The organism is Bacillus sp. 7_6_55CFAA_CT2 (genome assembly GCF_000238655.1).
In the GTDB taxonomy this organism is placed as follows: Bacteria; Bacillota; Bacilli; order Bacillales; family Bacillaceae_G; genus Bacillus_A; species Bacillus_A cereus.
Map to the genome: position 1 here is coordinate 277,438 of NZ_JH414710.1, position 17,398 is coordinate 294,835.

Sequence of the window (17,398 nt, forward strand, 5' to 3'; positions counted from 1 at the left end):
AGAGGATTTCATACGCTTTTTATTGTATTTTTTGATAAATTTGTTCGCTAGGATTAAATTGGGTATAATGCGGCATTATATTTGAAAAACGAAGAGTTTCTTTATTTCCTAAACATAGAAATCCATTGTGACTTAAACTTTCATAAAATAGGTGCTGCACTTGATTTTGAAGTTTACTTGTAAAGTAAATTAAAACGTTACGACAAAGTATAATATGAAACTCGTTAAAAGATTGATCAGTTACTAAATTATGCTGTGCAAAAATAATGTTTTGTAAAAGTGATGGATTAAAATAAGCAAAACGATTATCTGTTGAATAATAGTTAGAAAATGCTTGTGTACCGCCAGCTTGTAAATAATTTTTCGTATAAGTTTGCATTTTATTTAACGGGAGGATAGCTTGTTTTGCTTTTTCTAACACATTTGTATTCATATCTGTTGCGTAAATAACCGACTTTTCACTTAATCCTTCCTCGTGAAGTAAGATGGACATTGATAATACTTCTTCACCAGTTGCGCATCCAGCATGCCAAATTCTAATTTCAGGTTGCTTTTTTAATTCAGGAATAACATGCTCTCTAAGCGCTTTAAAAAAGGCAGGGTTACGGAACATTTCAGTTACATTAATCGAGAAATCATTTAATAACTGTTCTAAAACCCCTTCCTCGTGAATTACTTTTTCAATTAATTTTGAAATGGTAGGGATATTAGAGAGCTGCATTCTATTACAAATTCTTCTATAAATAGATGTGCGAGCATATTGGCGAAAATCAAATCCTGATAGTTTAAATACTGCTTCTAATAGTAATTCAATTTCTAAGTTCGTGCGCTCATCTGTATCTACTGATGGATCAAAATTATAATACTTATTTTCCACTCCAACTAAACCTCACTTATTTTATTAACCATACACTCATTACCGAATAGAGTTGATGTAGATTTAATGGTTTACTTATATAATCTGAAGCGCCAGCAGATAAACATTTTTCCTTATCATTTGGCATTGCTTTAGCAGTTAATGCGATAATAGGTATTTCACTTAACCCTAAGTTCATTCGGATATTTTCCATCGTTTCATAACCGTCCATATTAGGCATCATAATATCCATTAAAATAAGGTCAATATTTGTATTACTTTTTAGTATTTCTAAACACTCTAAGCCGTTTTGGGCAGTAATAATGTTGGCATTTTGTTTTTTTAATGCGTTTTGTAACGCAAATATATTTCGATGATCATCATCGACAATTAAAATGGTTTTCTCTTGGAAGACGTTATTTGTTTCGGGAGTAACGATAGTTTCTTCAACAACTTCAGCAGGAATAACATCTTCTATCGTTGCTGCGACTTCTAAATTGGATAACTGTATATCTGGTAATCCATTTGGAAGGTTAGGAATATATACCGTGAAAGTACTACCTTCTCCTACATTACTCTCTAACGTAATCCAACCACCTAACAATCTAGCAAACTCTTTACAAATAGATAAACCTAATCCTGTACCACCATACTTCCGAATCGTTGCGCCATCTGCCTGTTGAAAGGCTTCGAAAATAAGTTGATGCTGTTCTTTAGCGATACCAATACCAGTATCTTTTACTGAAATTGTAATCCAATCTTTACTTATAGACTGCATATCATGACTTAAATTACTTGTTTCTATCGAATCGAAATGTAAAGAAACGGATCCTTTTTCTGTAAATTTAAATGCATTGGATAATAAGTTTTTAATAATTTGCTCAATCCGTTTTGCATCTGTATAAAACAGATCAGGAATCGTATCACTGTCTTCAATAGTAAATTCGACATTTTTTTGTGCAGCTATATGTAAAAAGTTTTGATGCATATTGGCTGCCATGTCACTTATGTTCGTTGCTTCAAAAATGATGTCTAGTTTGCCTGCTTCTACTTTAGATAAATCGAGTATGTCATTAATTAAAGTAAGTAAGTCTTTCCCTGATGAATGAATGACAGTTGCTAATTCAATCTCATCGTCGGATAAATTGTTATCATGATTTTCTCTTAACATTTCAGATAATAGTAAAATACTATTTAACGGTGTGCGTAATTCATGTGACATATTTGCTAGGAACTCAGATTTGTATTTTGAACTACGCAACAACTCACTTGCTTTTTCTTCTAATTCTGATTTAGTAATTTGTAAGTCAGCTGTCTTTTGCTCCGCCTCTTCCGTTCTAGACTCTAATTGTTCATTCGTTGTTCGTAATTCTTCTGCTTGCATTTGTAGTTCTTCCGCTTGCGTTTGCAATTCTTCTGATTGAACTTGTAACTCTTCTGTCATTGCTTGTGATTCATGTAAAAGAGTTTGAATTCGCATACGTCCCATAATGCTATGGATTGTTAAACCTAGATTATCAACGGTTTGTTGAATTAAATCTTGATGTAAATCTGAAATCTCAGTTACACTTACTAACTCCATTACTGCGATTACTTCATCCTCAAATAAGATAGGGATGATTAATAGATTTTTAGGACGTATTTCTAATACTCCGCTAGTGACATAACGAAACTCTTCGGGTATATCCCTGAGAATAAAACTTTTCTTTTCTAAGGCAGACTGTCCAATGAAACCTTCACCCATTTGAATGGATTGTTTCCCAATATCAGCACCTTGATCGGCGAAAGAAGCTTTTTTCACATAGTAGACAGTTTCTTCATATTCTTCACGTACATAAAATGCACCGCAAGAAGTTTGCGTTTTTTGTATAATTCCACTAAGAATTTTTTTACCTAACATCTCAATAGAAGATACACCTTGATACATTAAAATTAATTCTGCAAGCTCCGTTTGTAACCATTCTCTTTTCGATATTTCGTCTAGTAGGTGATTCGTTGTATGAGCAAGATCTTTTATTTCATCACGTGTGTTTACATGAATTCTTTCCGTGTATTTTTTCTTTAGAAGAAATGGATTTAATAGCTTGAATTACTATTTTTAATCGTTTTTGTAATGGAATTCGAAATATAGAGTGAAATGATAATAGAAATACAAGAAAGTAAGAACAATAAGCTGTATAACCAAATCTCTAATTTATTATTTTCAGTATCTAATTGTGCTGCTCTTTTTTTCGTTAGTTGTTCCTCTACACTACGGAAGTTAGTTAGCTGCGATTGTAGTGATTGAATTTGAGTCGTGTCGATTGCTTGTACGTTATTACTATTGTGATTTGCAATTAACGGGTGAATCTCTTTATTTATCCAACTAATAATATTTTCGTTAATCTGTTTTAATTTTTCTTGCTGAGATGGGTTATCCTCTAATAATGAGAAAAGATCTTGATAATGCTTTTCGTAATCCTTTTCCGCAGAATTAAGAGATTGTACGTAATTTGGATTATTAGAAATGATAAACCCTTTCGCTTTATTTTCAATTGTTAGTAAATCTTTCTCCACTTGATTTGTTAAATTGAGAACTTTAAAATCGTGCTCAATAATAAAATTACGAGATTTTTGTAAATTAGAAATCTCATTGTTCAACATAATGAAAGAAATAAGTAAGAACAAAATGATAACTAAATAACCAGCCATAATTTTGTAACGAATACTAAATTTTGCTTTCGAGTTCATTAAAAATTCCTACCTTCAAGGTTATTAAAACTTTTCTATTTTAAAGAATGAAAAACGTAATATATATTATATCAGTTTTCATAAGGCTAAACTAGAAATCCCCCTATTGTATTAGGGGGTTCTTTTTTTATAGAGGAAATCATTTTGAAATATAAAAACATATATGAAAGGTAGTAAACGAGGGAATAGAGGATAACAAATATTCTAAGAAGGGAAGAGTGTTCTTAAAGCTCTTTTTGCATCTATTCCTTCAAAAATAAATAATACAAGATCTCTCTTTTTTACAGTAAGGAAAAAGGATACTAGAGTGCTTAAGTTTTTAATAGAAGTAAGTGTTCCGTGTTTACTTATAAATACATTCGTTTGAAATGTTGTCATTAAAGCATAAAAATGATGAATCTGAGTTATTGTAGGTGTTTCATTATAAGAAATAGTAGTAGAGTGAATGGCGTTCATCGTAATATTCCTTTCCATATAGTAAGCATAACAATATAAACATACCCGTTTTAAAAAGTGTTAAACATATAAATAAGAAAAAATATAATTATAGTTTTTTACGTTTAGAAAAGGTTAGGAAGGGTATACATATACTACAAAGAGATTAACTGAAGATGAATTGTAAGATGTCTATGTTTAGTAGATTAGTCTATCAAAATATACTTTTACTTTAAATAAAAAGGAGCCTGGTATACATGAATGAAATGATGATTAATATTACATTTGATTTAATTTACTTGTTAAGTAGTTCACTTGTAGTGCTTTTACTATTCGCTTTTTTCGTAAATGGTTATGTTAATAAAAAGATTAGTGTATACAGAAATGAAGAAAAATAAAGATACATTATATAAAACTTTAGGAGGTTAATAGTTATGAATGTAGATAGAAAAATAGTAGGTGTTTTTAGAACAATTGATGATGCGGCACTCGTTATTAATGAATTAAATGAAAAAGGATACTCAGCAGATAACATTTCAGCTATTGCGAAAGATCAAAAGGAAATTGAACATCTGGAAGAAAAATCGGGTGAAAAAGTGAATAGCGAAACTGCACATAAAGCAGATATCTTTTCAGCGACAGGGCTTGTAGCTGGAGGAGTAGCAGGCGGACTCGGTGGTTTATTAACAGGTCTTGGTATACTTGCCGTTTCTGGAATGGGTCCAATTGTAGCAGCAGGACCAATCGCAGCAGCTATTGGAGGAGCTGGTATTGGCGGAGGAGCTGGAAGTTTAATAGGAGCATTTATCGGCTTAGGAATCCCTGAAGACCATGCTAAAAAGTATGAAGAATATATTTACGATGGAAATATATTAATTTTAGTAGATGCAAAATTAGATGATAAGTTAGAAATCTATAAAATATTTGATAAGCATAATGCCTATAACTCTGATTTCTTTAAATAAAATGTAAACAAAGTGAATATCGTTTTTGATCTTACAACTTTGGCGCGGCCGAGGAGTCGTATGACTATAAGAGAGGAAGGGCTTATAGTAAAAGATCAAGTCCTATTATGATATTGAGAAGGGAAGAGGTGTCTATTCGTGATTGTAAAAATATTAAAGGATAGTAGCAATAGTTTCCTTTGCACAGTTCAAAGTAAAAATGGAGATCAGTATGTGAAAAAATGGTTTAGTAAACATGAAAATAATAAAGAATTAGGGCGACCAACTTTTAAAGAAGTAGAAAAGGATTGGAAAGAAAATAGAGACTCGTTTATGTATCCTAATGTTAAAGCGCTTTATTGAACATAATGGGGGTTTTATTCTTACAAAATTGTCACACTCCTGTAAGGTAATTCAATAGATTAGATATTTTTTCTGTGTCATAATAAAGACATAAGAAAGCGCATTAAAAAACTACAACTTATTAGGAGAGTGTCAGTCATGATTGTAACAACAACGTCTGGAATTCAAGGTAAAGAAATTATTGAGTATATCGATATTGTAAATGGTGAAGCTATTATGGGTGCAAATATTGTCCGCGATTTATTCGCTTCCGTTCGTGATGTTGTCGGTGGTCGTGCTGGTTCTTACGAAAGCAAGCTAAAAGAAGCTCGTGATATCGCAATGGATGAAATGAAAGAACTTGCAAAACAAAAAGGTGCGAACGCTATCGTTGGTATTGACGTAGATTACGAAGTTGTTCGTGATGGAATGTTAATGGTTGCTGTAAGTGGTACAGCTGTACGTATATAAGTAAATAAAAAACAGGCTCACCCCTTAAAGTTCATGCTTTGAGGGGATTTTTTTGTTTCATGATTAAAGTTAAAATGAAGAAGAGTTGATGGCGTATTATAAGTACAAAAAATAAGCAAAACGTTATTGTAAAAGATGCTAGGATTGGGGGTATTGCACGGGAATTTAGATACTAAGCAGACGCACCCGCTTATTTCAAATATAGTATATATCGTTTTCAAGGAGAAAAGTAAGAAATACAGCAATCTTTATATTTGTTTAACGAGAGTGTTAACTTTATGATAAATAAAAAAATTGTTATTTGAGGTAAGGGGAGAAATAATGGTATGAATAACGAGAGTGTATAGTTTATAGAAATAAACGATTGAGCATGTAAAGGGTTGTATTACATAAAATTTATAATGAATAGAGGCGGTTACATTATGTTTTGGTTAGGGTGTTTTTTAGGATATATTGTAGGTTCAGTTATTACATGTGCTCTACTTTACTATGGGTATAGATCCAATGAAAATAAAAAAGTGGATATACAAAAGAGGGAGGAGAGGAAAGTCAATAAAAAAGGTGTATAGGATGTGGAAGGTAAGGTGATAATGTTGATGCAACAATAAAGGACAGTACATATTTTATATGACGATTATGTACTGTTCCGCTTATTCTTTTTGGATTATGAAAAATTGTTGCCTGTCTTGCTATAAATTTCATAGGCGAAATAACCAAATAAATAGCCTATTCCAGACCCTAAACTAATGGAAAACAGTGAGAAATCTGGGGGAAACATACCGGAAATCAAACCAATCATACAGCCGACAAGCATTCCCATAGGTATGAAACTATCTAATAACAGTTGAGCTTTTTGAGATTTTTTCTTACCTAATTTTCCGTTCTTATATTTATGTTCCAATCTTTTAATTACAAATACTACAATTCCACCAACTATTACAACAGGCGCGATTGCCGTGATTAGCCACATGTGAAAATCTCCTTTCACCTTTTAATAGGATTATACCAGATACTTACAATTAGGTGTTCCTAAACGTACTATCTAGTCTATTTAAATGGCCAATCAAAAAGACTCCTTCAATTGTAGTCAGTAACCCGTCAAAAAAACTTTCCCTTTCGTTTTCTCCGCAGATTGCACAACATCAACCGCCGTTTTCACATCCGCTAAGTCATATGTAGAATGGACTTTCATAAAACGTAATTGCTCATTTTCTACTAGACGAATTAAGTGACGAAACGTCTCCTGCCATTTATATGCTGACACATTTTTATTCCAATGTCGTAAATGAAATATGTTTGCGTGTACTTTTGCTTTTGTGACAATCTCGGCCCAGTTCACTTGTATTCCTGATAGAAGACCGATCGTTAAAAAATGCCCGTTTGGACGTAAGGAGAAAGCTAATTCATTTCCATCCGGTCCTCCGATAGAATCAATCGCAGCATCCGCACCAATCCCGTTTGTTAATTCCATAACGGTTTCATAAAGCGGAGCAGTGGAAGTATCAACTACATATGCAGCACCAAGGCGCAGTAATTCTTCTGTATGCTTATTATTTCTTGTAACGGCAATTAATCGGAAATTTAAAATTTGGGATAACTGCGCAAATAGATGTCCAATAGCGGACCCACAAGCATTCACTAATAAAACGTCATTACGCTGTAAGTTTAACGTTTCTGTACAAGTAACCCACGCCGTAAGGGGATTAATATACATTTGTGCCGCTGTGAAATCATCAATGGAATCAGGAATAGGGACTACAAAATCAGCTGATGTCTTCACATATTCTTGCCAAGTACCTTCCCCGCGTAAAGGTAACACTCGTTTACCGATAAGCTCTCGAGAAACAAAAGCACCAACATTTTCTACAATACCAACACCTTCATAGCCAGGTATGTTAGGTAAAGGAATTCTATGAGCGTATGCTCCTGTGATGGGAATTAAGTCAGATGGATTAATCGGTCTAACTAGCATACGGACGAAAACTTCATTATCTTTCAGTGGTTCTATATTTTTATATTCAACTTGTAATACGTCTTTTGGATTGCCAAACTTATGAAATTGAATGCATGTTCCAAGCAAAGTAATTTGCCCCCTTAGTTTGATTGGGTTTATTATAGCATTTTTAGTTTGGGTGGTTACTTTGTTAGTGATAAATAGGGTTTTTAATTTACGTATTTATCAGAATTTTATAAAATGTGTATATAACTATAAAATGGGGGGATTTCTTCATGTGTACTAGTTTGACGTTACAAACTAAAAATTTCCAACATCTTTTTGCGAGAACAATGGATTTCACATTAGATATGAATCAGGAAGTAATAATCATTCCTCGGCGTTATCAGTGGAACAATATAACTGGTGAAACTATCCGAGCGAAAAAGGCTGTTGTCGGAATGGGAATTAATCATGAAGGAAGGGTCATTATGGCGGACGGAGTAAATGAAGCTGGTATGACGTGTGCCACTCTCTATTTCCCGGGATTCGCTACTTATAGTAACAGTATAGATAACCATAAAACGAATTTAGCGCCATTTGATTTTGTGGCTTGGAGCCTCACGCAATTTAATTCTGTTGAAGAGTTAAAAAAATCTGTTGATAACATTTCCCTTATAGATATACCATTACCAGTTTTAGGAATTACCCCGCCGCTACATTGGATTTTAGCAGATAAATGGGGAGATTGTATTGTACTTGAGCCGACAACTGATGGACTAAAAATGTATGACAATCCATTAGGAGTGATGACTAATAGTCCGGAGTTTAATTGGCATTTACAAAATTTAAGACAATATATTGGACTTAAATCGCAGCCATTTGCGCCAACGGAGTGGGGAGATGTACCATTAAGTGCTTTTGGCCAAGGTTCAGGAACGATGGGACTTCCTGGAGATTTTACCCCGCCATCAAGATTTGTACGGGCAGCATATGGCAAACAAAACATTCAAGGTATAGAGAACGAAGAAGAGGGGATATCGGCTATTTTTCATATCTTATCAAATTGTGAGGTTCCTAAAGGGGCAGTAATAACAGAAGACGGAACATTAGATAATACCATCTATACGAGTGCAATGTGTATGGAATCTGGAACATATTATTACCATACTTACGATTGTAGACAAATTATAGCTATTCATTTATTCAATGAAAATTTAGATACAGCTGAGATTAAAACTTATCCGTTTCAACGGAAACAAAAAATATTTTATGAAAACTGAAGCGCCCCTGAAAAAGTGAGACTGATAAAAACACCTCCATTTAATTTGCATACTTAGTATGCGAATTTAGGAGGTGTTTTTTATCATTTACCAATATTCAGGTTTACTTCTTGCTATTCTATTAAGCCGAAGCTCTCTTCATTCTCTCAAGTAAACTAGACAACACATGCGTACGATACGATTCTAGTTTTTTACCTTCATAAGTACGGATACCTAATTTTTTAAGTTCTTTTACATACCAACCTTTGCTTCCGAAATACATGTGATCGCTCCCCTTCAACTTTGTTTTATTTATTCTGATTGCATATGGAGGTACAGGTAATATAATGAAGGAAATGAATTTCGCGCGAAAATGGTTAACTTTGTTGCAAAAGACATATATACTAAAGATAGTATACAACGAGGTGGAGAAGACGTGATTATAGAGAAGCACGAAATTCAAATTGACCAAATTACTAGCGGTAAAGTGAATATCTTTACTTTCTATCGAAATAGAAAGCAAATTGATGATCATTTTTTACGATTGCAAGAACCATCGCTTACAGCAAACTACTTCTTCCATTTTCATTTTGATGCAGAGAGCTTGCATCTACTGCAGAAAGAGTTTCCGAGCGTATATCCGTACGACGGTAGTGAAACGATTCACGACTGGACGGAAAAGATGAAAGCAGAATTGCAACATCAGATCCAAACAGGTAAATGGAATAAACGCGTACGTATCGGTAATCGTATTCTAGATGTGGTGTTTACGTGGTGTGACGAAGATATAGTAGAGTGAAAAAGAAGCGGATGACGCTTCTTTTTTTAGCGCTGGAATAAAACGAGCTTACCTGCAGTAGATGTACAGCGATGTGTTTTTTCATACAATCCTTTTTCTTGTAAGATAGATTCACCTTTTACTTTTGCTTCTTTTTCAGTTGCCGCCTCGAATGATTCGTCTAATGCTTTTGAACCATCTTTTTCAAAGACTGTTAGAACGTATACTCCCATGAAAATTCCCTCCAATAATTAAAATCAGAATCTTATAATTATTTTGACATAAAACGCTACAATATGCAAAGAAATATATGACATTGCGTGGTAAAATAGAATGAAACTTTAATTATCGAGAATATTTTTATTCTCGATAATTATTAGTTTTCAGCGATTTAAATTTTGATAAAATGAAACTTTTGAAAGATAGAAAGGATCGTTATTTGTGAAACAAGTAAAGTTTATACATGCGGCTGATTTGCATTTGGATAGTCCGTTTAAAGGGATGGAGATGAATGTTGCGCAGTCTGTGTGGGAGAGAATGAAGCAAAGTACGTTTGAATCATTTGAGCGTATTGTTGATAAAGCGATTCAAGAGCGCGTTGATTTCGTATTACTAGCTGGGGATTTGTATGATGCGGAGACGAGAAGTTTGAGGGCGCAAGTGTTTGTGCGTGAGCAAATGAAGAGACTTTCGCAATACGATATCCCTGTTTTTATTATTCACGGTAACCATGATCATTTAGGGGGAAGCTGGGCAGCAATTGAGTTTCCAGAAAATGTTCATGTATTTACTGAGCCTTATGTAGAAGAGAAATCATTTTATAAAAATGGTGAGCTATTAGCTTCTATTTATGGTTTTAGTTATTTGCAGCAAGCGGTAACGGATAATATGACAGCGCAGTATACGAAAATGAGTGATGCGCCTTTTCATATTGGTATGCTTCACGGAAGTGTGGAAGGAGATGCAGAGCATAATCGCTATGCACCGTTTCAAATTCGTGAGTTGAAAGAAAAACAGTTTGATTATTGGGCTCTTGGCCATATACATAAACGTGAAATTTTATCAGAAGAACCATACATTATTTATCCAGGGAACATACAAGGTCGTCATCGTAAGGAAACAGGCGAGAAGGGTGCATACCTTATTGAACTTACGAAAAAAGGATCGCAGTGTTCATTTTTCCATACGGCGGATGTTGTGTGGGATGAGATAGAAGTGAGTATCGATGGACTTGAAACGGTTGATGAACTTATGACGAGCGTATCAAGTGCGATAAATGAATGCCGAAGAGAAGAAGAAGGGACATTATTAACTGTCATATTTACAGGACAAGGCCCACTTTCACCTTATTTGCGCGACGAAAAGCGTGTGGAAGAGATTTTTCACATTTTAGCATCTGGAGAAGAGCGAAAAGATTTCGTATATGCGATGAAGTGGAAAAATGAGACGGTTTCTTTTGCGGAAATCGAACGTTTGAAAGCGGAAAATCATTTCATCGGTAGTGTGCTAAAGGAGTTAGAAGCTTTCACTAATATGGACGGAGTATTGCGCACTATTTGGACATCTCCTGTAGCGCGTAATAGTATTGAATCTTTTACAGAAGAAGAGAAGAAAGAGATTCAAAAGGAAGCAGAAAATATTATTTTAGAACAATTATTCCAGCAAGAGAGGGATAAAAAATGAGAATTGAAAAACTCCATATTTATGGGTACGGAAAATTAGAAAATGTGGAAATGGATCTTTCCTTGCTGACAGTGTTATACGGTGAAAATGAAGCGGGGAAATCGACAATTCGCTCATTTATGAAAAGTATTTTATTCGGTTTTCCGACGAGAGGACAGCGCCGTTATGAGCCGAAAGAAGGCGGGAAGTATGGCGGTGCGATCACTGTGCAAACAGAGCAGTACGGTCGTTTGAAAATTGAGCGATTGCCAAAGACGGCAGCTGGCGAGGTGACCGTTTATTTTGAAGACGGGAAAACGGGCGGAGAAGAAATTTTAAACGATATATTAAGCGGGATGAATGAAAGTTTATTTGAATCTGTCTTTTCATTTGATATGCATGGCCTTCAAAACATTCATCAGCTCGGCGAAGCGGATATTGGCAATTATTTATTTTCGGCAAGTGCAGTCGGAAGTGATGCTCTATTGCAGTTAGATAAAAAGCTAGAAAAAGAAATGGACCAGCGCTTCAAGCCGAGTGGTCGTAAACCAGAAATTAACGTATCATTGCAAGAGATGAAGAAGCTGGAAGAGAAGATGAAAGAGTGGCAAGGGAAAATTGGCACGTATGAAAAGCAAGTGGAGCAGTTAAAAGAAAGTGAAGAGAAACTTGCTTCTGTTCGCGGGGAAAAAGAGAATGCAGAAAAGCGGAAGCAAGATTATGAAATATTAGCAGCGCTTGAGCCTCTCGTTATTGAAAAGCGTGCGCACGAGAAAGTGTTAGAGAACGAGAGCGGGCAGTTTCCTGTAAACGGAATGGCGCGTTATGAAGCAATTAAGGCGAAGATGGAGCCGCTTCAATTACAAGTTGATTCGCTCCACAAGAAAATTGAGACAGTGCAATCGGAAATTGCCTCGATTCAAATAGATGAAGAGTTTTTACAAAAAGAAAGTTATGTAGAAGAACTTCGTATGCAGCATATGTCTTACGAAAATGCACGCCAAGAAATGCGTGATTTGACAGGAAGTATTACGAATATAAAAGAAGAACTGGCAGAACTAGAGCAACAAATTGGTGCTACTTTTGAAAAGGAAACAGTTCTGTCGTTTGATATGAGTTTGGCAACGAAAGAGTTAATTACGCAAACAGTGCAAAAGGCGCGTGAATTAGAAACGCAAAAAGCACAGCTTGATGATCGTTTTAAAGTAGCGCAGGAGCAATTAGAAGAACAAGAAGAGAATATAAGACAGATTAAGCAACAAATGTTAGCGGATGAAGAGCGAAATGCGTTAGCTGAGAAAGAGAAGTCGTTCCAAGATGCGGCGTTTATCGGTATGGGCGCAGAGAGAATGAAGCGCAAGTACGAGGAAAAAGCAGGAGCGGCTATGCAAAAGAAAAAGCAGTGGCAAAGAGTTTGTCTTCTGTTACTCCTTATTAATACAGGCATTTTATTCACGAGCTTATTTATAGACAATCGCCCGCTTTTATTTATTAGTGTCATCGTATTTGTAGGGATTGTTCTCGCCCTTGTTTTATATAAAGATTCATCAAGCGGATTACAAGAAGAGCTTCTTACTCTTCAGCAAAGTGCCGGCGGGAGACAAAGTGAAGAAGCGATGTCTGTACGCTATGAGTTAGAAAAAGATGAAGAGATTCGGAAGTTATTTGAGCGCGAGTCTTATAAGTTACAGCAGTTGGAACGAGCGTATGATAAAGTCGTTTCATCGTATGAGGAATGGGAGAGAGAAACGTTCCAGGCGGGAGAACAAGTCGATGCATATAAAACGCGCTATATGTTTCCTGAATTTTATACGTATGCACACATATTGCCGGCGTTTGAGCGTATTGAAAAAATGCAGCAATTATATCGGGAGTTAGAGAAGCAAGGTACGCGAAAATCTTCATTATATGAAATGATTTCGCAATTTGAACATAAACTAGAAACTGTTATCGGTAGTGCGGAGTATAGTAAGCTACACGAGGCACAAAGCCGTATGCAAAATGAGAAAGAGAAGCGCCAAACTTGTAAGCAGTTAAAAGAAAAACTGGCGGAATGGCAAGAAGAATATGAGTTTATGCAAGAACAATTAAAGCAATTACTAATAGAACGAGATGGTTTATGGCATATTGCAGAGTCTACAGATGAAGAGATGTTTTTAGAAGCAGGTAAACTGGCGGAAAAACGTGAGGATGCAGAGAAACAAGTGGGGCGTTTATTACCGCAAATTGATCTGTTGGAACAGCGTTTAACGAGTTTATCATTAGCTGAACATTATGAAGCTGATGGTTATGAAGAGAAATTAAAGAGAGAAATGACAGTCGTGCAAAATTGTCTGGCGCAAGAGAAAGAATTGACAGAGCGTATTGCGAAACATCGTATGGAAATTGCGAATTTAGAAGAAGGTAGTACGTACGGCGATTTAATGCATGAATGGGAAATGAAAAAAGCGCAAGTGCGTGAACAAGTGAAGAAGTGGGCTGCTTATGCGGCCGCAAAGACAGTGTTAACGAAAACGAAGCACTATTATCATGAAGTTCATCTTCCTCGTATTTTACAAAAATCAGAAGAGTATTTCGTCTATTTAACAGGCGGACGCTATAGTAAAATCTTTTCACCGTCAGAGGCAGAACCGTTTATCGTTGAACGTAACGACGGTATGCGTTTTTACAGTCATGAACTAAGCCAAGCGACAGCGGAGCAGTTATATTTATCGCTGAGATTTGCACTCGCGAAAACATTCGAACATGATTATCCATTCATTATTGATGATAGTTTCGTGCATTTTGATGCGGTAAGGACGAATCGAACGATTGAACTTATAAAGGAAATTGCAAAGGATAGACAAGTCATATTCTTTACATGTCATGCGCATTTACTCGCGTATTTTACAGAAAAACAGATTATAAAATTAACACATATGCGTAAAGAAAATGAGTTGTAGTGTGCTATACTAAAAGTAACTGATTTGGTGGAGGAATTCGAATGAAAAAGAAAATTGCAGAATATGAAGTTGGTGAACAAGTCGATATTTTCTTGTTAATTAAAACAGCGACAAAAGGTATCGCAAGCAATGGAAAGCCATTTTTAACAGTAATCTTACAAGATCCAAGTGGAGACATTGAAGCGAAGCTATGGGACGTATCACCAGAAGTTGAGAAACAATATGTAGCGGAAACAATCGTGAAAGTAGCTGGTGATATTTTAAACTACAAAGGACGTATTCAATTACGTGTGAAACAAATTCGTGTTGCGAATGAAAATGAAGTAACAGATATCTCAGACTTCGTAGAAAAAGCACCAGTGAAAAAAGAAGATATGGTTGAGAAAATTACGCAATACATATTTGAAATGAGAAACCCGAACATTCAGCGTCTAACAAGACATTTATTAAATAAGCATCAAAACGAATTTTTAGACTATCCAGCAGCGACAAAGAACCATCACGAGTTCGTATCTGGACTAGCTTATCACGTCGTATCAATGCTTGATTTAGCGAAAGCTATCTCAAATCTATATCCATCGTTAGATAAAGACTTACTATATGCAGGCGTTATTTTACATGACCTTGGTAAAGTAATCGAACTATCTGGCCCAATTTCTACAACGTATACGTTAGAAGGAAATTTACTAGGCCACATTTCTATTATGGTGAACGAAATTGGTAAAGCAGCAGACGAATTGCAAATCGATGCAGAAGAAGTATTAATTCTTCAACACATCGTCCTTTCGCACCACGGAAAAGCAGAATGGGGTAGCCCAAAACCACCATTAGTAAAAGAAGCAGAAATTCTGCACTACATCGATAACCTAGATGCAAAAATGAACATGATGGACCGCGCATTAGGACGCACAAAACCAGGTGAATACACAGAGCGTGTCTTTGCACTTGATAATCGTTCGTTCTATAAACCGACGTTCCATAATTAATAGTGTGAATAAAGTGGCCTCATTAAGTGTTAATACGCTTAGTGGGGCTGTTGTATAATGATAATAAAGTTATTGAATTTTGATTATTAAAAAGCTAAGAGCCTTACTACATTCTACGTAGCAAGGCTCTTTAAAGTTGTTTCAAATTACATCCATCTGTTCGTTCAAGTGTAACTATTCGCAATTATTTGATATTATATAGGTGAATAGAAAGATACATTAAAAATTAGTTTCGTAGTTGTAAAAGGAGGTTATTTATATTATTCTCTTATAATTTTTCCAAAAGGGAGAGTTTATGAAAAAGATTAATGTTTTTGTATTAACGATATTTATATTATTCTCAGGATTCGCAACACAAAGTTATGCGTTGTCAGATTCGCAATCTGCGGCAATACAAGCGTTGCTAGATGATGCCTGTCGTATATCAGGTGTGCCGGGAATGTCAATCTCAATACTTGCTGATGATGAAGTGTTCTACTTTTCTTCAGGGTATGCAGACCGTGAAAAGGGGTTGTCTGCAAGTGAAAATACACTCTATGAGTTAGCCTCGGTCAGTAAAGCTTTTACCGGTATGGGTATTATGCTATTGGAAGAGCAAGGGCTGCTCTCAATGACTGACCCTGTCCAAAAATATTTACCTTGGTTTACATTAAAGTATCAAGGGAAACCTGTTGATATGCAAAGTCTTACACTAAATAACTTTCTTCACCATACCAGTGGTCTAACAAATATTAGGCATCTTCAAAATATTCCACAAGGCAATACACCGGATATGTTGCAAAAGACTGTGGAAATGCTCGTTGATGCTGAATTGGCGTTCCCTCCCGGTGAACAGTATAACTATGGAACCGTTAATTATGACGTATTGGGTTTGGTTATTGAGATTGTGTCGCGACAAAGCTATGAAGACTTTATGAAGGAACAGGTATTTCAGCCGCTAGGTCTTCACCAGACGTATGTTTATAAAGAAGATGCTCAAGCTACTGGACAGTTGGCACAGGGCTACCGTTCTTCCTTTTTTATGACAACTCCATTTAAAGCTCCGGATTATGCTGGGAATAAACCCGCAGGCTACATCATTTCTAATACAAAAGATATGGCTCGTTGGCTGGGCATACAGATGGGTATCGTGCAGGACATACCCGAAATATTTTACACGGTTATCGAAAAATCACATAGGGGTGATATGTCTGTTTCGGCTGTCAACGGTATGTATTATGCGGCAGGTTGGTCCGTAAATGCCGAACAAACGATTATAGAACACACTGGGGGCAATCCAAATTTCAGAACCGAAGTAGTCATACTGCCAAATGAACGAACAGCCGTCTCCTTGCTGAGCAACGGCACAAATACCAATACAAACATGGTACTAAAAGTTAAAGATATATTAGAAGGCAATCTAACTCAGTCATATGAAATAAGCGGCACACAGCTTTTGGATATCATTTTGTCGTCTATCACAATTATTTTTTGCCTATTGGCCGTTTTGCTATTTCTCTTAGGATTACGCAGAAGGAGAACGAATGAGCGACAGCCAATGACAAAAAAGAGAATAACCGTAACAGTTATTTTCCTGATCGCTACGATTGCTCTGGGTATACTGTGCTGCGCTTTCGATTGGTCAACAATACTTATGTGGCAAACATATAGTGTTCTTACAGCTTTGATTTCGTCAGCATTATTAACAGCAAGCATTACATGGTTTGTATACACTCACCGATAAAATACCTTGCTCCCAAGATAAGCATAATGTTAAGTCATTAAAGTCCGATTGGTGAGGGCTGATAATCAGTGGGGGGAAGAAAACCCCCACTGATTAAAGTTTCACTTTATTAAAAATGAAATAAAATAGTTAAGAAGTACGCATGGGTGTAACGAAGAACTAATAAAACATATCTTGCCACTAGAATGGGGGCATATCAACTTTTAAATTGAGTACCGCCAGCATTTCAGAAAAAATATGTTAAGCAAAAAATACAATAAGCTGTCCATATGGGCAGCTTATTTACATAATTCTCGATATTGGAAGTTGATTAATATTAGTTCATTTGTTTTTC

The 17,398-nt window shown here is 35.6% G+C and carries 16 protein-coding genes and 1 pseudogene; 10 read left to right on the top strand and 7 right to left on the bottom strand.

Annotated features, from left to right (window positions below):
• Window positions 1–19: 19 nt before the first annotated feature.
• The 3 genes and pseudogenes from HMPREF1014_RS17080 to HMPREF1014_RS17090 all read right to left on the bottom strand — a co-directional run bounded on the left by HMPREF1014_RS17080 (window position 20) and on the right by HMPREF1014_RS17090 (window position 4,042).
• A complete protein-coding gene (locus tag HMPREF1014_RS17080; protein WP_000429041.1) occupies window positions 20–877 on the bottom strand; it encodes a CheR family methyltransferase in 858 nt (285 codons plus the stop codon).
• Between the two features lie 16 nt (window positions 878–893).
• Window positions 894–3,586: pseudogene (locus HMPREF1014_RS17085) on the bottom strand (ATP-binding protein).
• Between the two features lie 204 nt (window positions 3,587–3,790).
• The gene (locus HMPREF1014_RS17090; RefSeq protein WP_000991357.1) at window positions 3,791–4,042 is read right to left on the bottom strand and encodes a hypothetical protein; all 252 of its coding nucleotides are present in this window, start codon (window positions 4,040–4,042) and stop codon (window positions 3,791–3,793) included.
• Window positions 4,043–4,278: 236 nt separating this feature from the next.
• Between HMPREF1014_RS17090 and HMPREF1014_RS31655 the strand changes: the two genes are divergently transcribed.
• From HMPREF1014_RS31655 to HMPREF1014_RS17110, 4 genes are all read left to right on the top strand, one after another.
• Complete coding sequence (locus HMPREF1014_RS31655) at window positions 4,279–4,419, top strand: hypothetical protein (protein WP_001004571.1); 141 nt, start codon at window positions 4,279–4,281, stop codon at window positions 4,417–4,419.
• Window positions 4,420–4,455: 36 nt separating this feature from the next.
• A complete protein-coding gene (locus HMPREF1014_RS17100) occupies window positions 4,456–4,986 on the top strand; it encodes a general stress protein (protein ID WP_001100100.1) in 531 nt (176 codons plus the stop codon).
• 138 nt (window positions 4,987–5,124) lie between these two features.
• On the top strand, window positions 5,125–5,328 hold the full coding sequence (locus HMPREF1014_RS17105; protein WP_000635861.1) for a DUF4028 family protein: 204 nt from the start codon (window positions 5,125–5,127) through the stop codon (window positions 5,326–5,328).
• 138 nt (window positions 5,329–5,466) lie between these two features.
• On the top strand, window positions 5,467–5,778 hold the full coding sequence (locus HMPREF1014_RS17110; RefSeq protein WP_000637510.1) for a YbjQ family protein: 312 nt from the start codon (window positions 5,467–5,469) through the stop codon (window positions 5,776–5,778).
• Window positions 5,779–6,442: 664 nt separating this feature from the next.
• Here the strand turns inward: HMPREF1014_RS17110 and HMPREF1014_RS17115 are convergent.
• Together HMPREF1014_RS17115 and HMPREF1014_RS17120 are read right to left on the bottom strand one after the other, a co-directional pair.
• Window positions 6,443–6,748 (bottom strand): hypothetical protein, encoded by a 306-nt coding sequence (locus HMPREF1014_RS17115; protein WP_000266268.1) that lies wholly within the window; start codon window positions 6,746–6,748, stop codon window positions 6,443–6,445.
• A 117-nt stretch (window positions 6,749–6,865) separates the two neighbouring features.
• A complete protein-coding gene (locus tag HMPREF1014_RS17120) occupies window positions 6,866–7,858 on the bottom strand; it encodes a zinc-dependent alcohol dehydrogenase family protein (protein WP_000901747.1) in 993 nt (330 codons plus the stop codon).
• A gap of 149 nt (window positions 7,859–8,007) precedes the next feature.
• On the opposite strand from HMPREF1014_RS17120, the gene HMPREF1014_RS17125 reads away from it, so the two are divergent.
• Window positions 8,008–8,994 carry a choloylglycine hydrolase family protein gene (locus tag HMPREF1014_RS17125; protein ID WP_000337593.1) on the top strand — a complete coding sequence of 329 codons (987 nt, stop codon included), beginning with the start codon at window positions 8,008–8,010 and terminating at the stop codon, window positions 8,992–8,994.
• A gap of 121 nt (window positions 8,995–9,115) precedes the next feature.
• Here HMPREF1014_RS17125 and HMPREF1014_RS17130 read toward each other — a convergent pair whose 3' ends face one another.
• Window positions 9,116–9,256, bottom strand: a complete 141-nt coding sequence (locus HMPREF1014_RS17130; RefSeq protein WP_000273537.1) for a YflJ family protein — start codon at window positions 9,254–9,256, stop codon at window positions 9,116–9,118.
• A 153-nt stretch (window positions 9,257–9,409) separates the two neighbouring features.
• Here HMPREF1014_RS17130 and HMPREF1014_RS17135 point away from each other — a divergent pair, with 153 nt between their 5' ends.
• Window positions 9,410–9,772 (top strand): hypothetical protein, encoded by a 363-nt coding sequence (locus HMPREF1014_RS17135; RefSeq protein ID WP_000582785.1) that lies wholly within the window; start codon window positions 9,410–9,412, stop codon window positions 9,770–9,772.
• Window positions 9,773–9,798: 26 nt separating this feature from the next.
• Here the strand turns inward: HMPREF1014_RS17135 and HMPREF1014_RS17140 are convergent, their stop codons facing one another.
• On the bottom strand, window positions 9,799–9,984 hold the full coding sequence (locus HMPREF1014_RS17140) for a YhzD family protein (RefSeq protein ID WP_000539557.1): 186 nt from the start codon (window positions 9,982–9,984) through the stop codon (window positions 9,799–9,801).
• 208 nt (window positions 9,985–10,192) lie between these two features.
• Here HMPREF1014_RS17140 and HMPREF1014_RS17145 point away from each other — a divergent pair, with 208 nt between their 5' ends.
• The 4 genes from HMPREF1014_RS17145 to HMPREF1014_RS17160 all read left to right on the top strand — a co-directional run bounded on the left by HMPREF1014_RS17145 (window position 10,193) and on the right by HMPREF1014_RS17160 (window position 17,064).
• Window positions 10,193–11,434 carry a metallophosphoesterase family protein gene (locus HMPREF1014_RS17145; RefSeq protein WP_000815699.1) on the top strand — a complete coding sequence of 414 codons (1,242 nt, stop codon included), beginning with the start codon at window positions 10,193–10,195 and terminating at the stop codon, window positions 11,432–11,434.
• Window positions 11,431–14,355: an ATP-binding protein gene (locus tag HMPREF1014_RS17150; protein ID WP_001217606.1), complete on the top strand. Its 2,925-nt coding sequence runs from the start codon at window positions 11,431–11,433 to the stop codon at window positions 14,353–14,355. The genes HMPREF1014_RS17145 and HMPREF1014_RS17150 overlap by 4 nt, the downstream gene beginning before the upstream one ends.
• 41 nt (window positions 14,356–14,396) lie before the next feature.
• Window positions 14,397–15,341 (top strand): 3'-5' exoribonuclease YhaM, encoded by a 945-nt coding sequence (gene yhaM / locus HMPREF1014_RS17155; protein ID WP_000726639.1) that lies wholly within the window; start codon window positions 14,397–14,399, stop codon window positions 15,339–15,341.
• Between the two features lie 295 nt (window positions 15,342–15,636).
• Window positions 15,637–17,064, top strand: a complete 1,428-nt coding sequence (locus tag HMPREF1014_RS17160; protein WP_000723592.1) for a serine hydrolase domain-containing protein — start codon at window positions 15,637–15,639, stop codon at window positions 17,062–17,064.
• Window positions 17,065–17,398: the final 334 nt, after the last annotated feature.